General features: G+C 65.1%; 9 protein-coding genes. 5 read left to right on the top strand and 4 right to left on the bottom strand.

The window, feature by feature from the left end:
* Position 1 precedes the first annotated feature (1 nt).
* The gene (locus tag AC56LR_RS05000; protein WP_497128132.1) at positions 2 to 4,162 is read right to left on the bottom strand and encodes a YhdP family protein; all 4,161 of its coding nucleotides are present in this window, start codon (positions 4,160 to 4,162) and stop codon (positions 2 to 4) included.
* A 176-nt stretch (positions 4,163 to 4,338) separates the two neighbouring features.
* On the opposite strand from AC56LR_RS05000, the gene glnE reads away from it, so the two are divergent.
* From glnE to AC56LR_RS04975, 5 genes are all read left to right on the top strand, one after another.
* A complete protein-coding gene (gene glnE / locus AC56LR_RS04995) occupies positions 4,339 to 7,074 on the top strand; it encodes a bifunctional [glutamate--ammonia ligase]-adenylyl-L-tyrosine phosphorylase/[glutamate--ammonia-ligase] adenylyltransferase (protein WP_497128130.1) in 2,736 nt (911 codons plus the stop codon).
* 309 nt (positions 7,075 to 7,383) lie between these two features.
* Complete coding sequence (locus AC56LR_RS04990) at positions 7,384 to 10,287, top strand: TonB-dependent receptor domain-containing protein (protein ID WP_497128128.1); 2,904 nt, start codon at positions 7,384 to 7,386, stop codon at positions 10,285 to 10,287.
* 302 nt (positions 10,288 to 10,589) lie between these two features.
* Entirely contained in the window at positions 10,590 to 13,502 is a 2,913-nt protein-coding gene (locus AC56LR_RS04985; RefSeq protein ID WP_497128126.1) for a TonB-dependent receptor domain-containing protein, read from the top strand.
* Between the two features lie 141 nt (positions 13,503 to 13,643).
* Positions 13,644 to 14,408, top strand: a complete 765-nt coding sequence (map, locus tag AC56LR_RS04980; RefSeq protein WP_497128124.1) for a type I methionyl aminopeptidase — start codon at positions 13,644 to 13,646, stop codon at positions 14,406 to 14,408.
* 264 nt (positions 14,409 to 14,672) lie between these two features.
* Positions 14,673 to 17,465 (top strand): bifunctional diguanylate cyclase/phosphodiesterase, encoded by a 2,793-nt coding sequence (locus tag AC56LR_RS04975; protein ID WP_497128122.1) that lies wholly within the window; start codon positions 14,673 to 14,675, stop codon positions 17,463 to 17,465.
* Positions 17,466 to 17,837: 372 nt separating this feature from the next.
* Here AC56LR_RS04975 and AC56LR_RS04970 read toward each other — a convergent pair whose 3' ends face one another.
* The 3 genes from AC56LR_RS04970 to tkt form a co-directional block, all read right to left on the bottom strand.
* Positions 17,838 to 20,630 carry a TonB-dependent receptor plug domain-containing protein gene (locus AC56LR_RS04970; protein WP_497128120.1) on the bottom strand — a complete coding sequence of 931 codons (2,793 nt, stop codon included), beginning with the start codon at positions 20,628 to 20,630 and terminating at the stop codon, positions 17,838 to 17,840.
* A gap of 439 nt (positions 20,631 to 21,069) precedes the next feature.
* Positions 21,070 to 22,080 carry a type I glyceraldehyde-3-phosphate dehydrogenase gene (gene gap, locus AC56LR_RS04965; RefSeq protein ID WP_497128118.1) on the bottom strand — a complete coding sequence of 337 codons (1,011 nt, stop codon included), beginning with the start codon at positions 22,078 to 22,080 and terminating at the stop codon, positions 21,070 to 21,072.
* An 83-nt stretch (positions 22,081 to 22,163) separates the two neighbouring features.
* A complete protein-coding gene (tkt, locus tag AC56LR_RS04960; protein ID WP_497128116.1) occupies positions 22,164 to 24,161 on the bottom strand; it encodes a transketolase in 1,998 nt (665 codons plus the stop codon).
* Positions 24,162 to 24,274 lie beyond the last annotated feature (113 nt).

The raw sequence follows: 24,274 nt of genomic DNA, 5'->3' as shown, positions 1-24,274 counted from the left end.
GTCAGTCCTTTTTCGCGTTCGCGCGCACGGCAGCCTGCACCGGCGGCGGATTGTCGAGCTTGGTGATGACCGGGGATTTCCACGGTCCCGAAATCTGCATCTGGTAGGTCAGCGCCTTCATCATCGGCGCGCGCAGGAAAAGCTGGGCCAGGAAGCTGCCCAGGCCGATCACCGGGTTCACCGCCAGGCCATAGACCAGCGGCCCGGTGCCGAGGTTGAATTCCGGGATCACGACCACGCGCAAATTGGTGGTTTCGTTGGCGATGTCGGCCGTGCCGTCCATCAGGATGGTCGCCGCCACCCCGTGCATCTTGAGGTTGTCGGTGCGCAGCACGCCGCGCTGGATCATGGCGTTGGCGCTGATGCCGTCGAAGGCCAGGCCTTGCGAGAACACGTCGTGGAAGTCGAGCTTGAGCAGGCGCGGCAGCGCTTGCAGGCTCAGCACGCCCAGCAGCTTGGCCGCGCCCGGGTCCTGCTTCAGGAACTGGCCCGATTCGACGTTCAGCTCGACCTGGCCCGACAGGCTCGGGATGTCCATCGCATACGGCAGCCCGCTCCACGAGATATCGCCGGACAGCGTGCCCTTGCCGCGGCGCAGGGTCTCGGGGAAGCCCAGGCGGTCGAGCAGCTTGCCGGCATCGAGGATGTCGAGCATGAAATTCAGGCTGGTATTGCTCTTGCCGTCCTTGGTCAGCCAGCGCCCGTTGGCCTTGAGCTGGCCGTCCGGGCTCTGGAGGGTGAGCCTGTCTATGCGCCATTCGCGCCCGGCGAGGGCTTGCACGTTGCTCGCCTGCAGTTCGAGGCGGCCCAAGCGCTTGTCGAACAGCTGGAAATTCTCGGCCACGATGTCGAGCGAAGGGATGGTCGCGCTCGCGCCCTGAGACGATTCGAGCAAATTCTTCACTTCCTCTTCGCTGGATTCGGGAATCACGAGCGAGGCCAGGCGCGCCGTCACCTTGCCCAGGCCCTGCCCGCTGCCCGATTCGGCCCAGGTCACGTAGCCGCTGACCTGGCGCGAATTCAGGTTGGCCTGCCAGGTGTCCTTGATGTGGGTCGCGCCCAGCACCACGTCGGCCAGGCGGCGCTCGCCCACCGTCAACTCGGACACGCGGCCCGCGATCACGTCCGGCACCACGTATTGCGCGAACTCGCCGCCGCTGGACGGCGCCGCGCCGGCCACCTCGTTGCCGGTGCCGGCAATCGCCTTGCCGGCCGCGATCCAGCCATCCACGTTCAGGGCGCGCATGTTCACATGGATCATGGTGCCGCTGTCCGGCTCGGGCGCCGGCACGTTCACGCCGATGCCGCCGTGCTGCACCAGCCACGGGCCGCGCCCCTGCTTTTCGCGCAGGTAGCGCGCCGCCAGGTCGTCGCCCAGCGCCACCCGGATCTCGTCGCGCGCGACGCCGTTGACGGTCGGCTCGCCGGCCAGCGTAAAGCGCAGCGGCAAGGCATTGGCCTGCGGCTTGTTCAGGGGCGCCGGCAGTTCGATGCCCAGCCCCGCCAGGTTCGACTCGAGCGTCACGGTGCGCCGCCCGTCGCGCACCACCACCGCGCCGGTATAGGGCGTGCTGCCGGACAGGCGCGCGCCCAGGCGCTGCAGGGCCGGGGCCGGCGCGGTGCGGCGCATGCCGTCGGCCGACAAGGTGCCGCCCAGACGGATCGCGATGCTGCCGTCCTTCTGGGTGCCGCCGGACAGCGCCAGCGGCCCGCCCAGGAAGCTGGCGCCCACGCCATTGAGGTTGACGCCGTGCTCCCAGAAATCGATCCGGCCCAGCGCCGCCTGCAGCGGCGGCAGTTCCGGGAACAGGCTGATGTCGTTGCCCAGCAGTTGCAGGCTGCCCAGGACCTTGGTCTCCCCCAGATGTGCCAGCGGCATGCGCAGCGACAGACCCAGGCGCGCATTGCCGCCGGCATGGGAGTCGTCGGTGAAGTGGCCGATCCAGCCCGGCACCGGGCTGGCCGCCACGTAATTCAGGAATTCCTGCAGCGGGCCGGAGGCAGCGCCGTCGATCTCCAGCACCTTGAGGTCGTGCGCGCCGAGGTCGGGAATGACCGCCTTCACGTTCGACAGCGCCACGCCCATCGTGCGCAGGCTGTCGCCGCGGATTTCCATGCGGGCGCGGTCGAACTCGATGCGGCCGTTGATGTGTTCGGCCAGCGGCCACAAAGGCGTGCCGTCCGGGTGGCGGTGGCCCGGCGCATATTCGAGGCGCGCCTCCTCGAGGCGGCCGGCGGCGCGGAACTCGCCGCGCGCGCGCTCGAGCACGTTGTTGGCGCGGAAGGGGAAAGCCGCCAGGTCGCCGCGCAGGCGCAGCGTCGCGTCGCGCAAGCGGCCGCCTTGCAGCGCGCCGGTCAGCCAGCCGCGCAGGCCTTCGGGCGTGGCCAGCGGCAGGAAGCGCCCCACTTCACCGATGGCGAAACCGTCGATCCTGCCGGTGAAATCGGCCACGCCCGGACCACGGCCAGCCTGCAGCGGCAGCGCGTGGCGCCCGGACAGCTGGCCATTGAAGGCGCCCTGCGCAAACTGCAGGTTCTCCACTTCGACCAGCAACTGCTGCCCCGCGTCATAGGTCCAGCGCGCCTTCAGCGCCAGCCGGTCGAGCGGCATCGCCGGTTCGGCGAACCAGGCCGGCAGCAGCAGGACCGCTGCCTGCGAATCGACCGTCACGCTGCCGCTGCGCTCGGTGGCGTCGATGCGGCCGCTCAGGTTCTGGAAGCCCGGCGTGGCCGGGCGTGCCGGCAGTGCGCCCTGGCCGGCCCGCGCCGGGCGCGCATTGATGGCCAGGCCCGCCACGTCGCCGCGCACCCGGAACGCGCGCAGCGCTGGATAGCGCCCTTCCCATTCGGCCGACAGGTCGAGCAGGCGCCCGCGCGGCGCATAGTCCGCCAGCATCTGGCGCTGCTGCGGCGGCAAGGGCACATAGCCGGCCAGGGCCGACAGCGCGCCGATGTCGAGCTGGCGCGCTTTCAGCTCACCGTGCTCGGGGCGGCCGGGACGGGCCGGACGCCAGCTCTGCTCGAGCGTGGCGGGCGGCAGCGTGCGGCCGTCGCGGGTGGTCACCGAGAAACCGGTCAGGCTCACCGTGTGGCCGTGGGCGCCGAAGGTCGGCTTGCCGTCCTCTCTACCCGGCAGCATTTCTTCGCGCGCGGCCAGGCGGCCGCGCACCCGCGCCAGCGCCAAGGGCGCCAGGTCTGGGCCCAGGCGGGCATTGACCTCGGCCAGCGCCAGGTCGGCGGTGAAACCGGCCACCCGGGCCTGGTCGACATTGAGCCAGGCGCGTACCGAGCCGCGCCCGCTGGCCAGCTGGAAAGGCAGGTCCACGTGGTGCTTCCAGGCCGCCAGGTCGGCGTCGCGCAGATCGGCGTACACCTCGCCCTTCCAGCGCTTGAAATCGGATGGGCGCGCGCCGAAACGGTGGCGGAAGCGCGCCCGCAGGTCGAGCGGGCGGCCGAGCGCGCGCGGCGGGGTGGCGCGCAGGGCGAACTGGTGGCCGCCGCCAAAGCGGTTGAGCAGGGCCAGGGTGACTTCGGTCAGGGCCAGGGTCGGGCGCGCGCGCAGCTCGTCGGTCCAGTCGATGCGGCCGTCGCGGATCACGATCTCGCGCTGGCGCAGCAGCCAGTCGGCGCCGCGGCCATCGTCTTTTTTATTCGGGTCGAGCCGCACGCCGGCCACCGTCAGCACGCCGTCCAGGCCGCGCCGCACGTCCAGCTGCGGCCGATGCACCTCGAGCGCATGCAGGCGCGGCTCGAAAGCGGCAAGGCTCCACCACGAGAGCGTGGCCGCCACCTCGGGCAGCGCCAGCACCTGGCGCCCGCGCGCGTCGATCAGGCGCACATCGCCCAGGCGCAGGGCCGGATGGATGCCCTGCCACGAGGCCGACAGTTGCGAGATCGTGACCCGGTTGCCGAGCGCACGCCCGGCGGCCGTTTCGATGTCGCCTTTATACAGGCCGATATTCGGGAGGATGGCGTAGCGCAGCACCAGGAACAGCACGGCGAGCGCGAAATAGATGAACAGCACCAGCTTGATGGTGAAACCGAGGACGTGGTGCGAGGCCAGGTTCGCATAGCGATAGGCCGCGCGCAGGCGCCGCCAGCGCACGGCCAGCGGCAGGTGCCCGCCCTGTGCGTGTGCCGCCTGCGGTTCCGGATTGTCCATCAAGGTACTCAACAAAGGCCGCCGTAAATTAAAACTTTGATAACAGATCGCTTGCAAGGGTTGCGGCGTCTACCTTACCATCATGCTGACCGGGGCAGCACGGCGGGCAATTCTACCGCACGAACGCCTGCCGGACGGCAAAACCGGACGCCCACACGCCCATTGGATCGCACACCATGACCCCTGCTGCACCAGCCCCCGGAGCGCCGGATGGCTCGCGTTTCCTGCAACGCTGGCTCGACGCCGACCCGGCCCGCCCCGCCCTGCTCACGGACTTTGCCCGATTATCGCTGGCCGATGCCGACTTTGGCGCGGCTTTGGCGCGCGAACAAAGCGCCGGCCTGCCCCTGCCGCGGGCCATGCGCCGCCTGCGCAATCTATTAGTGTGCGCCATCATCCAGCGCGACCTCGACGGCCGGGCCAGCCTGGACGAGGTGGTCACGGCCATGACGGCGTTCGCCGACTTCGCCATCCGCACCCATGTCCACGCCCTGACCGATGAGCTGATGGCCATCCACGGCATGCCGACGGGGGAAGAATCCGGCCGGCCCCAGCACCTGATCGTGCTGTCCATGGGCAAGGGCGGTGGCGGCGAGCTGAACGTTTCGTCGGACATCGACCTGATCTTCGTCTATCCCGAGGATGGCGACACCGCCGCCGGCCCGGGGCAGCGCCAGCTGTCGAACCACGAATTCTTCGTGCGCCTGGGGCGCAAGCTGATCGCCGCCCTGGCGGAAGTCATCGAAGACGGCTTTACTTTCCGCGTAGATATGGCGCTGCGTCCCAACGGGAATTCGGGCCCGCTCGCGGCCAGCCTCAACATGGTCGAGGAATACCTCATTGTGCAGGGCCGCGAATGGGAGCGTTACGCCTGGGTCAAGGCGCGCGCAGTCACGGGCGAGCCTGAAGACATTGCCGCGCTGGACGCGGTGGTGCGTCCTTTCGTGTTCCGCCGCTACCTCGATTTCGGCGTGATCGATGCGATCCGCAACATGCACGCCCAGATCCGCGCCGAGGTCAAGCGCCAGGAGCGCCTGCATCCCGAGCGCAGCCATAACGTCAAGCTCGGGCGCGGCGGCATCCGCGAGATCGAATTCCTGGCTCAGGTGTTCCAGCTGATCCGCGGCGGGCGCGACCCGGCGCTGCGCGAGCGCTCGACCCGCAAGACCCTGCGCCTGCTGGCCGAGCGCGAGCTGCTGCCGATCGAGGCCGTCGAGCGCCTGCTCGAGGCCTATACCTTCCTGCGCAACCTGGAGCACCGCCTGCAGTACCTGGAAGACGCCCAGACCCATACCCTGCCCGCCGCGGACGCCGACCGCGAGATTATCGCCCGCATGATGGGCCTGCCAAGCGTCGCTACCCTCTTGCTGCGCCTCGACGAGCAGCGCAGCTATGTCGCCGCCCAGTTCGATGCGATCTTTGCCGATAAAACCGAGAACAACGATCCGGACGTCCCGCTGCTGGCCGACGATCCCGAGAACCGCGACGCCATCGCCGCCCGCCTGCTCGAGCTCGGCTACGACGACCCGGTCGGCGCCGCCACCCGCCTGGTCGCCACCTTGCAGGGCCCGCGCCTGGCCGCCCTGCCCGACGCCAGCCGCGCCCGCCTGCTGGCCCTGGGCGACGCGGCCCTCGGCCAGATCGCCACCGTGGTGCGCGAGGCCGGTATCGGCAGCCATGCCGCCACGCTCGGGCGCCTGCTCGACTTCTTCGAAGCCATCGCGCGCCGCTCGGCCTATCTGTCGCTGCTGACCGAATACCCGCATACGCTCGAGCGCGTGATCCGGATGATCAACGCCAGCGGCTGGGCCGCGACCTTCCTCACCGGCCACCCGATCCTGCTCGACGAGCTGCTCGACGACCGCAACGAGGGCGCCGGCGATCCCGGCCAGCTGGCCCGGCTGGCCGTCGAGCTCGACGCCCAGCTGCTGGCGGCCGCCGGCGACACCGAGCGCCAGCTCGACATCCTGCGCGAGACCCACCACGCCCAGCTGTTCCGACTGCTGGCCCTGGACCTGGCCGGCGAACTGTCGGTCGAGCGCCTGGCCGATCACCTGTCGGCGCTGGCCGACACCATGGTCGGCGCGACCATCAAGCACGCCTGGCGCGCCATCGCCGGCCGCCACCGCGAGGAGCCGCGCTTCGCCGTCATCGCCTACGGCAAGCTGGGCGGCAAGGAGCTGGGCTATGTGTCCGACCTCGACGTGATCTTCCTGTTCGACGACGAGGACGAGATGGCGCCGTCCAACTACGCAAAACTGGCGCAGCGCTTCATCACCTGGAACACGGCGCACACCGCGGCCGGGATCCTGTTCGACATCGACACCGCCCTGCGCCCGGACGGCGCCAGCGGCATGCTGGTGTCCTCGATCGCCGCCTTCGAGCGCTACCAGGCCGGCAGCGCCTGGATCTGGGAGCACCAGGCCCTGACGCGCGCGCGTTTCTGCGCCGGCGACGCCGCCATCGGGGCGCGCTTCGAAGCCATCCGCGAGGAAGTGCTGCGCAAGGACCGGAGCGCCGACGAAGCCAGGCTCAAGGACGAGGTACGCGCGATGCGCAAGCGCATGCGCGAGGCCGGCAGCAGCCGCGGCGACCTGTTCGACCTGAAGGGCGACCCGGGCGGCATGATCGATATCGAGTTCATCGTCCAGTACCTGGTGCTGCGCCATGCCGCCACGTATCCGCAGCTGACCGCGAACACGGGCAACATCGCCCTGCTACGCCTGTGCGGCGAGCTCGGCCTGATCGACCCGCTATTGGCCGCCGCCGTGGCCGACGCCTACCGCGCGATGCGCAAGCTCCAGCACCAGGTGCGCCTGCAGGGCCAGGAAAAAGCCCGGGTCGACCCCGCCCTGCTCGGCAGCCATCCGGACAGCGTGCTGCGCCTGTGGCAGGCCTGTTTCGGCGACTGAGCGCCACTGATCCAGCCCGCACCACCCTGGTGCGGGCGCACCGCCACCGCCCGTTTCCCCTCTGAAAAGCCCCCTTGCCGTGCAGCCTTTCTCTTCTGACCTTCCGGTCAGAAATTTCCTTGCAATAACTGTTGTTTTTCAGACAGATATTACTGCTGAGCATATTGACACATATCAACCCTGAATGATCTGATAGGGATGTGTATGTACTTATGCAATATCGCTACCCGCGGTGTGCTGGTCGCACAGGTTGCCACTTTTAAAAACAAGCCCGCTGCCCCACCCCGGGTGGCGCGAGATGGAGAACTCATGCAACAACGTACCAAGATCGCCCTGGCGGTCGCCTTTGCCGTTCATTCGATGGCCGCCGTCGCGCAGGATGCAGCTGCTCCGCTGCAGCGCGTGGAAGTCACCGGTTCGCGTATCCGCCAGGTCGACCTGGAAACGGCCCAGCCGGTCCAGGTGATGACCCAGGAACAGATTCAGAAAACCGGTCTGGTCACCGTCGGCGACATCATCAACAACCTGTCGTCGGCCGGCTCGCCGTCCTTCAGCAAGGGTGGCGCCCTGACCTCGAACCGTGAAAACGGCGGCCAGTACGTCAACCTGCGCAACCTGGGCAGCCAGCGCCTGCTGGTGCTGGTCAACGGCAAGCGCTGGACCCAGTCCACCGCCGGCTTCACCGACATGTCGACCATCCCGTCGTCGATGATCGAGCGTATCGACATCCTGAAGGACGGCGCTTCGTCGATCTACGGTTCCGACGCGATCGCAGGCGTGGTCAACATCATCCTGAAGAAATCGATGGAAGGCGGCCAGCTGAGCATCTACGCCGGCCGTAACGAGAAAGTTGCCGACGGCAAGAACAAGGACTTCTCGCTGAGCTACGGCGCGGGCAACGAGAAGGCCAACCTGATGTTCGGCCTGTCGCACACCGAATCGGGCGCCGTGTTCGCACGCGACCGCGAAAGCACCCGCTTCGCACGCGGCCCGAACTTCCCGCTGGAGAACCTCGGTGGCGGTCCATGGGGCCGTATCCGCCAGGTCAGCGCCACCGGCGGCGCGACCGGCTTCGACAAGATCCTGAACCACACCGGCGACCAGAACGCCGCCGGCGTCGGCGCGGATTCGCGCAACCCGGCCAACTACCACGACGTCGCGGCCCTGACCCCGATCCCGGCCGACAACTGGAACACCACCCGCGACATGGTGTTCCAGATGCCGTCCAAGCTCGACACCCTGTTCACCAAGGGCGAGATCGAACTGCCGTACGACATGCGTTTCGTCACCACCGCGATGTACTCGCAGCGCAAGAGTGTCTCGACCACCGCAGGCTACCCGCTGTCGTCGACCTCGCAGTCGAAGTTCCCGGTCTATATCGACAAGGACAACTACTTCAACCCGTACGGCAATGCCGTTGCCGGCGCCGGCCTGGGCCGTGACCTGTTCTTCTACCGCCGCACCATCGAAGTGCCGCGCGTGACCGAGAACGAGAACCGCACCCTGCACATCGACGCGACCCTGGAAGGCGACTTCGAGCTGCGCGGCCTGCCGTGGAACTGGAGCGCAGGCTACAACCACAGCAAGATCTCGGGCGGCACCATGGGTACCGGTAACCTGAACCTCCTGAACCTGAAGAAGGCCCTCGGCCCGTCGTTCCGCAACGCTTCCGGCATCGTCCAGTGCGGCACCGCCGCAGCCCCGATCGCCATGGCCGATTGCGTACCGTTCGACATCCTGGGCGGCCCATCGGCAGCAACCCCGCAAGCCCTGAAATATGTCATGTCGGTCAGCGGCTACACCTTCGGCAGCAAGGTCGACAGCGCGACCGCCGACATCGGCGGCGAACTGTTCACCCTGCCGGCGGGCGCGGTCGGCGTGGCAGCCGGTATCGAACACCGTACCGTCACCGGTAAGGACCTGCCGGGCCAGTTCGAACGCTCGGGCTTCTCGACCGACCTGGCCGGTAACCCGACCACCGGCCGCTACACCGTGCGCGAGGCTTACGCCGAGCTGAACATCCCGGTCCTGAAGGGCCTGCCGTTCGTCGAATCGCTGAGCTTCAACGTGGCGACCCGCTACTCGGACTACAGCAACTTCGGTTCGACCAACAACAGCAAGTTCAGCTTCGTCTACCGCCCGATCAAGGACCTGATGGCCCGTGGCACCTGGGCTGAAGGCTTCCGCGCACCGACCGTGGGCGACACCTTCGGCGGCGGCCAGCAAGCCTTCGACACCTACCTCGACCCGTGCGACACCGTGTACGGCGAAGCAGCCCGCACCCCGGCCGTGCTGGCACGCTGCAACAGCGGTTTCGGCGGCATCGGCGGCACCGCGGCGGGCTTCCGCCAGCGCGGCCAGACCGGCGCAGCCATCACCTCGAGCGGCGGCACCCAGACCGCGGTTCCGTTCAATGCGGGCGCCGGCAACGGCTTCCTGCAGCCTGAGACCGCCACCACCCGCACCCTGGGCCTGGTGTTCAGCCCATCGTTCGTGCCAGGCTTCTCGGCAGCGCTGGACTGGTACAGCATCCAGATCGACAACCGCATCGTCGGCGTGTCGGCGAACTACATCCTGGGCGAGTGCTATACCCAGGCCCTGCCATCGTTCTGCTCGGGCATCCGCCGTGATGCAGCCACCGGCACGATCATCGACCTGTCGCGCGGCAACGCCAACCTGGGCCAGATCAAGACCGAAGGCGTCGACCTCGAACTGCGTTACCGCCTGCCGCGCTACTCGTTCGGCCAGTTCGGCTTCAAGAGCGAAACCACCTACCTGGACGAGTACTCGACCAAGAGCTCGGCCACCTCGCAGTGGATCGACTTCTCGGGCGAATACGATTTCCACCGCTGGAAGTCGAACTTCACGCTCGACTGGTCGCTGGGTAACTGGAGCGCCAACTGGGGCCTGCGTTACCTCTCGCCAGTGCTGGACCAGTGCCTGAACATCCCGCGCGGCTGGGAATGCAACGCACCGACCACCTTCCGTGCAGGCGCAACTTCGGCTGGTGCAAACCGCCTGCCGTCGCTGACCTACCACGACCTGAGCGTCGGTTACAAGTTCCCATGGAACGGCAATATCCGTGTCGGCGCGAACAACGTGTTCAACAAGGCGCCGCGCTTCACCGCCCTGGGCGCATCGTCGGCAACCTTCGTCGATGCCGACCTGCCGATCGATCGCTTCTTCTACGTTCGCTACAACCAAGCGTTCTAACGCAATTTAATTGCGGCAAAAACCCGTTCGGCGCAAGCCGGGCGGGTTTTTTTCGTTTGAACCGAAGGATATGCATTCGTCAATGGTTAAATGGGTTGGTTTACGTAAATACACAAATTCGCAACACATACACATTTTCTGAGTCCGTTCGATTGACAGGCAAAGCCCGCAGATGATTCTATTGCCTACTTGAAAATAAGTTTGACGGAAACATCAGACTGTTTTTGCGTAGTCGCTCAGCGACCTTCCCTGTGGACTGCATCCAATTGCAGCCGCTTTTTCACCCCAAGGAGTTTTGCAACATGATGGAAACACTCTTGTCCCGTTCGATCCGCGCGATCTGCCTGGGCGGCATGACCCTCGGCATGACCGCCGCTATCGCACAGGAAGCCTCGGCTCCGCTGCAGCGCGTTGAAGTGACCGGTTCGCGTATCCGCCAGGTTGACCTGGAAACCGCACAGCCGGTCCAGGTCATGAGCCAGGAACAGATCCAGCGCACCGGTCTCGTGACCGTCGGCGACATCCTGAACAACCTGTCGTCGGCCGGCGCGCCTGACTTCAGCCGCAGCGGCTCCCTGACCTCGAACGCGGAAGCCGGCGGCCAGTACGTCAGCCTGCGCAACCTCGGCTCGAACCGCCTGCTGGTCCTGGTGGACGGCAAGCGCTGGACCCAGACCGCGGCCGGCTATACCGACTTGTCGACCATCCCGTCGTCGATGATCGAGCGCATGGAAATCCTGAAGGATGGCGCTTCGTCGATCTACGGTTCGGACGCAATCGCAGGCGTGATCAACATCATCCTGAAAAAGAACATGGAAGGCGGCCAGCTGAGCCTCTACAAGGGCCAGTACGACGAAAAAGACGGTCGCAACACCGACTTCTCGCTGAGCTACGGCGCCGGCAACGACAAGGCCTCGCTGATGTTCGGCCTGTCGCACACCACCCAGGGCAAGGTCGGCACGCAAGCGCGTGACATCACCAAGACCAGCTACGGTCCGGATCACCCGTTCGACGGCCTGGGCACCTCGCCTTGGGGCCGCATCACCCCGGTCAGCGCTTCCGGCGGCGCGCTCACCAGCGCGGCAGCGGGCGGCTTCAACCGCATCCTGAACCACACCGGCACCTATGACGGCGTGGGCACCGGCGCCAACTCGCGCGACCCGAACAGCTACCACGCGTACACCAACGCACCGGAAGACCGCTACAACTCGTCGCAGGACATGGACCTGCTGTCGCCAAGCCGCCTCGACACCCTGTTCACCAAGGGCGAGATCGCGCTGCCGATGGACATGCGCCTGAAGACCACCGCGATGTACTCGCAGCGCAAGTCGACCCGCACCATTGCCGGCTACCCGCTGCAATCGGCTTCGCAGGCCAACTACAAGGTCTTCATCGACAAGGACAACTACTACAACCCGTACGGCAACCAGGTTGCCGGCGCCGGTAACGGCCGCGACCTGTACTTCTTCCGTCGCACCATCGAAATGCCGCGCGTGACCGACAACGAGAACCGCACCCTGCACATCGATGCGGCGCTGGAAGGCGATTTCACCTTCCGTGACCTGGCGTGGAACTGGAGCGCAAGCTACAACCACAACAAGGTGTCGGGCACCCAGGCCGATACCGGCAACATCAACCTGCTGAACCTGAAGAAGGCCCTGGGCCCATCCTTCCTGAACGCAGCCGGCCGTGTCCAGTGCGGCACCGCAGCCGCACCGATCGGCTTCGCAGACTGCACGCCGTTCAACATCCTGGGCGGCCCATCGGCCTCGACCCCGGCAGCGCTGGCCTACGTCAACACCATGGGCACCAAGACCTACGGTTCGACCATCAACAGCGCCAACGCCGACATCGCCGGCGAACTGTTCCAGCTGCCAGCCGGCGCGCTGGGCCTGGCCGTGGGTATCGAGCACCGCGAAGTCAAGGGCTACGACATTCCTGACCAGTTCTCGCAGTCGGGTTACTCGACCAACCTGTCGGGCCAGCCGACCGTCGGCAAGTACAGCGTGCGCGAAGCCTACGCCGAGCTGAACATCCCTGTGCTGAAGGCCATGCCTTTCGCAGAATTGCTGAGCTTCAACCTGGCGACCCGCCACTCGGACTACAGCAACTTCGGCGTGACCAACAACAGCAAGGCCAGCTTCATGTACAAGCCGGTCAAGGACGTTCTGTTCCGCGGTACCTGGGCTGAAGGCTTCCGTGCACCGACCGTGGACGACGTCTCCGGCGGCGGCTCGCAGTCGTTCGACACCTTCCTGGACCCATGCGACACCCGCTTCGGCGAGGCATCGCGCAACCCGTCCGTGCTGGCACGTTGCACCAGCGGTTTCGCCGGCACCGGCGCCACCACCGCCACCTACCGCCAGCTGGGCCAGGCAGGCGCTCCAATCACCAGCACCACCGGCACCCAGTCGCTGGTCGCCTTCAACTCGGGCGCCGGCAATGCATTCCTGACCCCGGAAACCGCTGTGACCAAGACCGCCGGCTTCGTGTACAGCCCGTCGTTCGTCTCGGGCCTGAGCATCGGCCTGGACTGGTACAACATCGCGATCGCCAACCGCATCACCGCGATCAGCGCTACCTATGTGGCGAACCAGTGCTTCCTGGAAGGCAACGCGAACTTCTGCTCCGTGATCAAGCGTGACCCGGTCACCGGCCAGATCAACCAGCTGGCACGCGGCAACGCCAACCTGGGCCAAGTGGAAACCGAAGGCGTCGACCTGGCGATCAACTACCGCCTGCCACGCACCTCGTTCGGCCAGTTCGGCATCCGCAGCGAAACCTCGTACACCGATTCGTACAAGACCCGCAGCGGCGCCGATTCGGACTGGACCGAGTACGCCGGCGAATACTTCTACCACCGCGTCAAGTCGAACAACACCATCGACTGGTCGCAGGGTAACTGGTCGGCAAGCTGGGGCTTCCGCTACTTCAGCCCGGTCAAGGACCAGTGCTGGGATGTGGACGTCGAGTGCAACATGCCTGACTACGAAGCCACCTTCGGCACCGGCGCCAACAAGCTCGGTTCGGTCACCATCCATGACCTGAGCGTCGGCTACAAGACCTCGTGGAACGGCCGCATCCTGTTCGGCATCAACAATGCCTTCGACAAGAAGCCACGCATTGCCTACAGCACCCAGGCTTCGGCTTCGGCTGTCGACGCGGACATGCTGCTGGACCGCTTCTTCTACGTGCGCTACAACCAGTCGTTCTAATGGCTCGGGGTCGCAAGACCCTGTCCTGAAGAGATGACCGAATGCCCGCCCGGCTTTGCCTGGCGGGCATTTTTTTATGCCAGCTCCGCTTCGGGTATCATGGCGGATTGGGCGGCGCGGCCGCTACTACCCACACGAACAATGGCAATCAAACTCAAGAACGACAAAGACATCGCCAAGATGCGCGTAGCCGGCCGCCTCGCCGCCGAAGTTCTGGAAATGATCAAAGAGCACGTGGTGCCGGGCGTGTCGACCGAAGAGCTCGACCGCCGCTGCCACGAATACATCCGCAAGGTGCAGAAGGCCACGCCGGCCAATGTCGGCTACCACGGCTTTCCCAAGACCCTGTGCACTTCGGTCAACGGGGTGGTCTGCCACGGCATCCCGAGCGAGAAAGAGATCCTCAACGATGGCGACATCGTCAACATCGACGTCACCGTCATCAAAGATGGCTGGCACGGCGACACCAGCCGCATGTATTTCGCCGGCACCCCGCGCCCGGAGGCGCAGAAGCTGGTCGACACCACCTACGAAGCCATGATGGCCGGAATCCGCGCGGTGCGCCCTGGCGCGCGCCTGGGCGACGTCGGCCACGCGATCCAGAAGCTGGCGGAAAGCGCCGGCTACTCGGTGGTGCGCGAATACTGCGGCCACGGCATCGGCCGCGTCTACCACGAGGAGCCGCAGGTGCTGCACTACGGCCGCCCGAACACGGGCCTGCTGCTCAAGGAAGGCATGACCTTCACCGTCGAGCCGATGATCAACCTGGGCGGCCCCGACGTCGACCAGCTGGACGACGGCTGGACCGTCGTGACGGTCGACGGTTCGCTGTCGGCCCAGTGGGAGCACATGATCGCGGTGACGAAAAACGGCGCCGAGATCCTGACGCCCTGGCCGAAGGCCTGAGCGCGCTGGCACGCGTCCCGGCCACCCTGAGGTGACGGCGCCGAGCTCGCAGCACGCCGCTCCTGTCCTCGGGTGGATGGCGTTCCGCCGCCCGTCCATCAGGTAGTCCACCGCCTCCACCGTATGCCGACCAAATGTTGTCCCGTAAGAACGCGGGTTGCGGGACTGCGCGCTCGCCGCGCATCCTGACAATGCCAAGGGCCGGATGCTACACTGGCCGGCAAGCGCGCAAGCGCGCTACCTGTATCCAGTCGGAGGACAATAGTGCGCATAGATACCAACTGGTCGGTTCGCCGCCTGCTCTACAGCCTGACGGCGGCGGCTGTCGTCCCCGCATCGATCCTGCTGGTTTTCTCGGTATGGAATCAATACAAGACCGACGAGCGTGAAGCCGCGCGCTCGGCCTATAACCTTGCCCAGCTAGCGGCAGACAATGTGCAAGGGATGTTATCCGATGCCCAGCATGTCTTGAGCAAGATTGCCCAGCGTCCCGGCGTGCGCGCCGCATCCGGCGCGGGCTGCGACCCGATCTTCGGGCAGTTCAAGGACCTGTATCCGCAGTTTTCCAACCTGAGCCAGGCCGACCTGCAGGGCCGTCTCATCTGCTCCGCCGTGCCCCAGCCGCAGGGCAAGCTTACCTATGTTGGCGGCACCGACTGGTACAAGCGCGTGTTCGCCGACCAGCGCTTTACCCTGGGCCCTCCCTATCTGGGTCCGGTCAGCGGGCGGATAGTCGCCGTGATGGCCTACCCCTTGTTCGACGACATGGGTAAAATGACCGGCTCGATCCAGATGCCGCTCGACCTCGCACGGCTGAAGGTCATCCGGGGGGCTGAAAAGCTGCCGGAGTCCACCGTCATTGCCCTGATCAACAGCAAAGGGGTGATGGTGGCCCGTTCGCGCGACGCGGAGGGACGGGTTGGCAAGAACCTGCGCGATGTCGCGGCGTCGAAGATCGTTCTCGCCCAAAAAAACGGGACCGGGCGCGCCCGCACCTCCGACGGTGCGGACCGGGTCCTCGGCTTCCTGCCGATCCCGGGAACCGACTGGATCGCCGTCGCAGGCATCGATACCAGGACTGTCCTGGCCAGTGCGCGCGAGTCCGCCGTCCGCAATGCGGTGTTCGGCGGACTGACCCTGCTGCTGGTGCTGATCCTCGCCATGTACGTGAGCAAGCGCATTTCGCGCCCGATGGCGGCGGTTCAGGACGCGGCACGCAAGGCCGCAGCGGGCAACCTCGACATCAGGGTTCCCTACTCTGGCCCGCTCGAGATCGCCGATCTCGCGGCCCAGTTCAACCGTACGCTCGACGCGATCAAGGCATCGCAGAACGAACTGGCCAATGCCCAGTCGGAACTGGTGCTGCTGGGCACCTGCGTCGCGCACTTGACCGACATGGTCATCATCATGGATGCCCGGCGAAGCGGCATGGAATGGCCCCCGATCGTATTCGTCAACGAGGCATTCGAAAGCGTCACCGGCTACCCGCGCAGCGAAGTGCTGGGACGTCCGGGCTGCATGCTGCATGGGCCCGACACCAGCCAGGAAGCGATCGCCAGCCTGCGTGTGGGCTTGCGGGATCAACTGCCTGTGCGCGCAGAACTGATCCACTACACCCGCAGCGGCGTCAAGTTCTGGGCGGAACTGGACACGATCCCGATCCGCGATGCCGCCGGGGTACTGACCCATTGGGTCTCGATCAACCGCGACGTCACGATACGCAAGCAGGCCGAGGAAAGCATTCACCGGCTCGCCTATTTCGATGCATTGACCGGTTTACCGAATCGCCCTGCCTTGATGAGCCGCATCGAGACCGCGCTTGCGGCTGCGACCCAGGACGGATTGCTGGGCGCAGTGCTGTTTGTCGATCTCGATCATTTCAAGAACATCAACGACGCACGCGGGCATGCCGTCGGCGACACTTTTCTCCAGGTCGTTGCCCAGCGCCTCGCCGCCGTGCTGCGTCCTTCGACGACGCTGGCGCGCCTTGGCGGCGATGAATTCGTAGTCCTGATGACCGGACTGGCCCGGGACGAGCGCGCCAGTGCGGCAATCGCAATGGCAGAGGGACGAAACCTGTGCCTGGCGCTGGCCCAGCCATTCGAGGTCGATGGCCAGCCGTATACCTCAACCGCCAGCATCGGCGTCACGCTGCTGCGCGGCGGCGTCCAGTCCGCACACGACCTGCTGCGCGAGTCCGACACGGCCATGTACCGCGCCAAGAGGAGCGGCCGCAACCACGTCGCGTTTTTCGAGCAGAACATGCAGGTGGAAGTGGAGCTCCGGCTGGCTCTCGAGCACGAGCTCGCGTCAGCTGTCGCCAACGAGAACATGAGCGTGTATGTCCAGACCCAGGTGGACTGCGCGGGCAAGCCCGCGGGCGCCGAGTTGCTGCTGCGCTGGCAGCACCCGGTCCGGGGGAATATCTCGCCAGCCCAGTTCATCCCGATTGCGGAAGAAAGCGGACTGATCCTGCCGCTCGGCGCCAGGGTGATCGAGCAGGCGTGCATGGCCTTGGCCAGGCTGCAGGAAGCTCACCATTGCCTGCCGCTTTCCGTCAATGTCAGCCCAAAACAGTTTCACCAGCCCGGGTTCGTGGACCACGTCAAGCAAGTGTTGGCAAAAACCGGAGCGCCGGCAGGACAACTGATTCTGGAGGTGACCGAGACCCTGCTGATCAATGAGCTTGACGCAGCCATTGTCAGCATGAACGAGCTCGCCGCGCTCGGCATTCGCTTTTCAATCGATGATTTCGGAACCGGCTACTCAAGCCTGGCTTACCTCAAGCGCCTGCCGCTGTACGAACTCAAGATTGACAAAAGCTTTGTACAGGACATGCCGCAAGACAACGACGACATGGCCATCGTCCAGATGATCCTGTCGATGGCGCGGCACCTGAACCTGCACGTCGTCGCCGAAGGCGTCGAAAGCCGGGCACAGGCGCAATTCCTGATCACCAACGGGTGCAATGCCATGCAGGGCTATTTGTATTCGCGGCCTGAACCAATGGGCCAATGGCTGTCCAGGCTGTTGTCCGCTGCCAGCCTGGAAGCCTGACGACCTGGGCAATTGAGCGGCGTGGAGTGTGCGTCCATGCTGGCTGCACAAAGCGAACGGCCAAGTCGCGGATACGACCTAACCGCCATGACGACACCGGCGCGGCCTGCCCTCGACACCGTTCGGCAACTGTCGTGACTGGGCGGCCTGAAGGCCGTGGCAGGCGAAAAAAAAACCGGCCGAGGCCTAATGCCGTTCAGTTAAGCGTAGGGTGGCCGGGTTTCCCGGCCGCGCGTCCAACTCCAATGTGATCTGCCACAGCGCATCGGTGATTTGAACGCGCGGCCGGCGAAGCCGGCCACCCTACATTTTCATGCTAACTGAACAGCATTACCGGCCGAGGCCGGTTTTTTCATTCGAGCGACGAATCGCTTAGAAGCGGTACTCCAGCGCCACGCGCAGGGTACGGCCGCGCGGTGCAGGATTACCGGCGCGCACGTTGACGCGCTCTTCACGATCGAATACGTTGTTCAGGTACGCCGACACGGTCGTGTTCTTGATACCGGTGTACGCCAGGTTCAGGTTCACCAGCACGTCTTCCTTGAGGCGGCAGTATTCGGTAGGAATACCTTGCGCTTCGCAACCTGCCGGGGTGTAGTTGGTGCTGTACTTGGAATCGATCAGCTCGGTCTCAGGCACGTAGGTCACGACGCCGCCGACACGCCAGTCGCCCTTGGCCCAGGTGGTAGCGGCGCGGACGTTGTAGCGATAGTTCCCGAAGTTGCCTGCCAGGTCCTCGGTGTAGTCGTTCTCGATGCTGTCCCAGCCGCGGTAGTCCAGCTGCACGTTGGCCTTGACGTTGGTAGCCAGGCGACCGGCCGAACCGAGGTTCATGCGGTGGTTGACTTCCATGTCGATGCCCGACACGCGGGTCTTGTGCAGGTTCTCGTAACGGCGGAACAGCGCGGTGATAGGACCGACCGGCCAGACGAAGCTGCGGCCTGCGAGTTCCCCGGCGCGCGCGGCCAGGCGCTTGTCGTCGTCGGTCACGGCCAGGCGCGCGACGCTGCCAGGCACCTGGTCTTCGTTGGCCAGCACTTCGACGGTTGCCTTGGTGCCGATCTCGTTACGGCGCTCGATGCGGTAGTAATCCATCGTCAGGCTGAGATCCTTGATCGGCTCGAACACGAAGCCGGCGTTGAAGCTCTTCGACTTTTCCGGCTCCAGGTCCGGATTGCCCTGCACCGACGAGGCGAAGCTGACGCGGCAGCCGAGGTCGCGGGCACGGGTGCTGTCGGCCTTGTCCAGGGTGTTGCCGTTCTTGAGCACGTCATAGATCTGGTTGGCGACCGCGCAGCGCTTCGGGTCCTGCACGCCGTTGTTGAAGGCCGACAGGGCGACCTTGCCGGTTTCCGCGACGTTCGGTGCGCGGAAGCCATGCGCGACGGTACCACGCAGCATGAAGCTCTTGCTCACTTCGTAGCGGGCGCTCAGTTTCGGCACCAGCGACGCGTCGGTGTTGCCGACCTTGTCGACGCGCACCGCGCCGTTGATTTCCAGCTGCTTGGTGATCGGGGCATTCAGCTCGGCGAATGCGGCAACGATGTTGCGTGCGCCGCTCACCGCGATCGAGCCGTAGCCGACGATCTCGGCGTTGGCGACGTTCTCGCTGGTCCAGGCATCGAACTCGTCGCGGCGGATGTCCGCGCCGACTGCCAGGCCCAGGCCGCCACCGGCCAGCTGCATCAGCTCGCGCGATGCCTTGATGTCGGCAAAGATCTGCTTCGATTCGCCGCCGAAGGTGACGGTCGGGAACATGCGCTCCAGCAGCTCAGGGCTGTTGCTGCCGCCGAAGCGGTATTTGCCGGTCGTGATCGCGTCCAAGTAGTTGGCGGCATGCTTGGCGCTGCGGATGTCGTTGTCGACTTTCGAGCCCATGACGCCGGCGGCTGCATTCCAGTCCCAGCCGTAGTCCGTGCCTTCCACGCCGACCAGCAGGCGGTACTGGTTGGCGACGGCGGTGCTCTTGAAGATCTCGACGTCGTCGGCGTAGCGGTAGCGCAGCGCGACCGGGAACGAATACGGATTGTCCGGGTGGCCCACCGGCAGCTTAGGCTCGGTGAACGACTTCAGGCGGCCTTCCTTCGAGCTGTACCAGGTCGATGGCGTACCGGTGTACTGCATGATCGGAGGCGGGTTGTAGTACGTGGTCTTGGTCTGCGCCAACGTCAGTTCCGAATACGCCGTGTGGTTCGGCGACAGGGTCAGGCGGCCACCGCCGTAGAAGTTGACGCGCTTGGCTTCGGCGTGGATGCCGAGGCGGTCGTACTGGTCGAAGCGGCAGGTGCCGTCGACGATGGTCGCGCAGCCTGCGCGCGGGGTGGTGAAGCTCTTGCCGGCCAGCGCAGGATCCGAGTAGTTGGTCGGATAGCGGTCGACGAAGTTACCCGGGTAGGAATAGGTCGAGGTGACGCCGAAGCTCGGGTTCACGTATTTCAGGTACCACGGGGCGACCGTGGCTTCGATCTGGCGGTCGGTGTACGGATTGCGGTGGTAAGCCTCGATGTGGCCGAACACGTTGTAGCCGTCACGGACCAGGTCGCCGAAACCACTGGTGATCGACGCGGTCTGGTCCTTGTCCAGCTTGCTGTTGAGCAGCGACTGGCGGGCGCTGGCGCGCACGGTCGTGCCCTGGAAATCTTTCTTGGTGATGACGTTGATGACGCCTGCGACCGCATCCGAACCGTACACGGCGGAGGCGCCGTCCAGCAGGATTTCGACGCGTTCGATGATCTCCGACGGCAGCGCGTCGATGTTCACGAAGGTTTCCTGTCCACCGTCGGCCAGGCCGTAGTTCGACACGCGGCGGCCGTTGAGCAGGGTCAGGGTCGAGTTCTTGCCGAGGTTACGCAGCGAAACGCCCGAGGCGCCGCTGGCGAAGGAGTTGCCGCCGCCCAGGTCGGACAGCGCGCCGGTATTCGCGGTCAGGGTGTCGAGCACGTCCTTGACGGTGCTGGCGCCGATGGTCGCGATCTCGGCCGCGGTGACCACCTGGATCGGCGACGAGGTCTCGGTATCCACCGCACGCGCGATGTTCGAGCCGGTCACGTAGACCTTCTGCACCGGCGCTGCCGGATCGACGGCGGTTTGCTGCGCGCCGGCGTGGGTAGCCAGGGTGAGCGCAACGGCGACGACGCTGGTCTTCAGTACGAGTTGTTTCTTCAAAATTTCTCCGTAGTTTCTTCTAGGCTTTTTTTGCTTTGGTTTTTAAAGCGGAATCAGTCTGGCATACGTTGATTCCGATCAATCTTTATAGGCGTGAACTTATGCGTGATGGGAGAAATTCGTTGTTTTTGTGCAATCCGCGTGTCCTTATGTCCATACAGATCAGGCCGGGCCAAAACAAAACCCGGCCGAGGCCGGGTTCCAGTTGAAGCGGGAAACGCGTTTGGAACGAATACTCATGCACCGCCCATACAGGTCATGCATACGGGGTGCAGTTTCGCAGAGCCATGCAATAAAGAAAATGTGTTCCGTTGGAAAAACAAAAAATGCTTGAAATCTGTTGTATATCTTCAACGCAGAATTTTGTTCTGCTTAGAATGCATATCGACATAAAAAAAACGCCCCTCACGGGGCGTTATCGAACTTCTGTTAAAACAGCTTATTTGGCGTTCATCAGCGCGACAGTGGTGTCGAGCATGCGGTTCGAGAAGCCCCATTCGTTGTCGTACCACGACGAGACCTTCACCAGGCGGCCCGACACTTTGGTCAGGGTCGAATCGAAATTCGACGAGGCCGGGTTGTGGTTGAAGTCGATCGAGACGAGCGGCTCGGTCTGGTAAGTCAGGATGCCCTTCAGGGCGCCTTCCGAAGCGGTCTTGAGGATGGCGTTGACTTCGTCCACCGTGGTGTCGCGCTTGGCGATGAAGGACAGGTCGACCAGCGAGACGTTGATGGTCGGCACGCGGATCGCGAAGCCGTCCAGCTTGCCGTTCAGCTCGGGCAGCACCAGGCCGACCGCGGCGGCGGCGCCGGTCTTGGTCGGGATCATGCTCATCGTGGCCGAACGGGCGCGGCGCAGGTCTTCGTGCATCACGTCCGACAGCACCTGGTCGTTGGTGTAGGCGTGCACGGTGGTCATCAGGCCGGTTTCCAGGCCGATGGCGTCGTTCAGCGGCTTGACCAGCGGGGCCAGGCAGTTGGTGGTGCAGGATGCGTTCGAGATGACGGTGTCGGTGGCTTTGAGCACGCCCTGGTTCACGCCGAACACGATGGTGGCGTCGACGTCCTTGCCGCCCGGAGCCGAGATGATGACTTTCTTGGCGCCGCCCTTGAGGTGGGCCGAGGCTTTTTCTTTGGTGGTGAAGAAGCCGGTGCACTCGAGGACCACGTCCACGCCCAGCTCGCCCCATGGGATCTCGGCCGGGTTGCGGGTGGCGAACACGCGGATCTTGTCGCCGTTGACAATCATGTTGTCGCCCTCGACCGTGACGGTGCCCGGGAACTTGCCGTGGGCGGTGTCGTAGCGGGTCAGGTGGGCGTTCGATTCGGCGTTGCCGAGGTCGTTGATCGCCACGATCTGGATGTCTTGCTGTTTGCCGCCTTCGTAGAAAGCGCGCAGGATGTTGCGGCCGATGCGGCCATACCCGTTGATTGCAACTTTGATCGTCATTGCTTTGGCTCCTGATTAGAAAAAAACTTTTTTCATGCTGCAGAATGCGAAACGGGCCACCCGAAGGCAGCCCGCAGAAATTCTTATGCCGCGATCACGGCCTTGGCTTTCGCCACGACGTTCTCGACCGTGAAGCCGAAGTGCTTGAACAGCACCGGCGCCGGCGCCGATTCGCCGAAGGTGTCGATGCCGACCACGGCGCCTTCCAGGCCCACGTACTTGTACCAGAAGTCGGTCACGCCGGCTTCGATGGCCACCCGGGGAATGCCGCGGGTCAGCACCGACGCTTTGTAGCCCGCCTCCTGGCGCTCGAACACGTCGGTCGACGGCATCGAGACCACACGCGCGGCGATGCCCTCGCCTGCCAGTGCATCGGCCGCCTTCATCGCCAGTTCGACTTCCGAACCGGTGGCGATCAGGATGACTTTTGCACCAGCGGCGTCGCGCAGCACGTAGCCGCCCTTGGCGACGTTGGCGACGGTAGCGCTGTCGCGCTCCATGAACGGCAGGTTCTGGCGCGAGAAGATCAGGGTCGACGGGCCATCCTTGCGCTGCACTGCCACGCCCCATGCCACCTGCGATTCGACCGTGTCGCATGGACGCCAGTTGTCCAGGTTCGGGATCAGGCGCAGCGACGAGACGTGTTCGACCGACTGGTGGGTCGGGCCGTCTTCGCCCAGGCCGATCGAGTCGTGGGTGAACACGAACAGCGAACGGATCTTCATCAGCGCAGCCATGCGCAGGGCGTTGCGGCTGTAGTCCGAGAAGGTCAGGAAGGTCGCGCCGAACGGGATGAAGCCGCCGTGCAGGGCCACGCCGTTCTGGATCGCGGCCATGCCGAACTCGCGCACGCCGTAGTTGATGTGGTTACCCGGGATGCCCGAGCGCACCGCGACGGACTCTTTCCAGTTGGTCAGGTTCGAGCCGGTCAGGTCGGCCGAGCCGCCCAGGAATTCCGGCAGGCTTGGCGCCAGGGCCTGGATTGCGTTCTGCGAGGCCTTGCGGGTGGCGATGGTTTCTTTCTTCTCGACGCAGGCGGCGATGGCGGCATCGAGCACCTCGCTGAAGTTGCCCGGCAGTTGGCCCAGCATGCGGCGCTCGAATTCGGCGGCCAGTTCAGGGTGCTTGGCGCGGTAGCCGGCGAACATGGCGGTCCATTCGGCTTCCGCCGCGGCGCCGCGTTCCTTGGCATCCCATGCTTCGTACAGCTCGGCCGGGATGTCGAACGGGATCGGGTCCCAGACCAGGTGCTGGCGCACGGCCGCGATTTCCTTGTCGCCCAGCGGGGCGCCGTGGACCTTGTCGCCGCCTTCCAGGTTCGGGGCCCCTTTGCCGATGATGGTCTTGCAGCAGATCAGGGTCGGACGGTCCGAGCCTTTCGCCGCTTCGATCGCGGCGGAGACCGCGGCAACGTTGTGGCCGTCGACCGCAGGGATCACGTTCCAGCCATAGGCCTCGAAACGCTTCTGGGTGTCGTCGGTGAACCAGCCTTCGACGCGGCCGTCGATCGAGATGCCGTTGTCGTCGTACAGCCAGATCAACTTGTTCAGGCGCAGGGTGCCGGCCAGCGAAGCGACTTCGTGCGAGATGCCTTCCATCAGGCAGCCGTCGCCCAGGAAGGCGTAGGTGTAGTGATCCACCACGTCGAAGCCCGGACGGTTGAATTCATAGCCCATCAGCCACTCGGCCAGCGCCATGCCGACCGAATTGGCGATGCCCTGCCCCAGCGGGCCGGTGGTGGTTTCCACGCCCGGGGTGATGAACACTTCCGGGTGGCCCGGGGTCTTCGAATGGAGCTGGCGGAAATCGCGCAGGTCGTCCATCGAGACGTCGTAGCCTGCCAGGTGCAGCAGCGCGTAGTGCAGCATCGAGCCGTGGCCGTTCGAGAGCAGGAAGCGGTCGCGGTTCATCCAGCCCGGATTGGCCGGGTTGTGACGGTAGTGCTTGTCCCACAGGGCGACGGCGATTTCGGCCATGCCCATCGGCATGCCCGGGTGGCCGGAGTTGGCTTTCTGGACAGCGTCCATCGCCAGCGCGCGGATCGCGTTGGCCATCAGGGTGGTGGTTTGCGTAGATTTCATGGAATTACGTAGGGTCTGGATTGGGAAGCGGTGGCGGTACGGCTGGCCGTAACCCGGTATTTTACCAGAGCACCATGCTGCCGAATTAAAATGCAGCTTTGTCGCTCGATCTC

Source organism: Telluria sp. ZT3P39, assembly GCF_059685935.1.
Note: the sequence above shows the minus strand (reverse complement) of the source record. Positions and strands in the feature narration are given on the sequence as shown.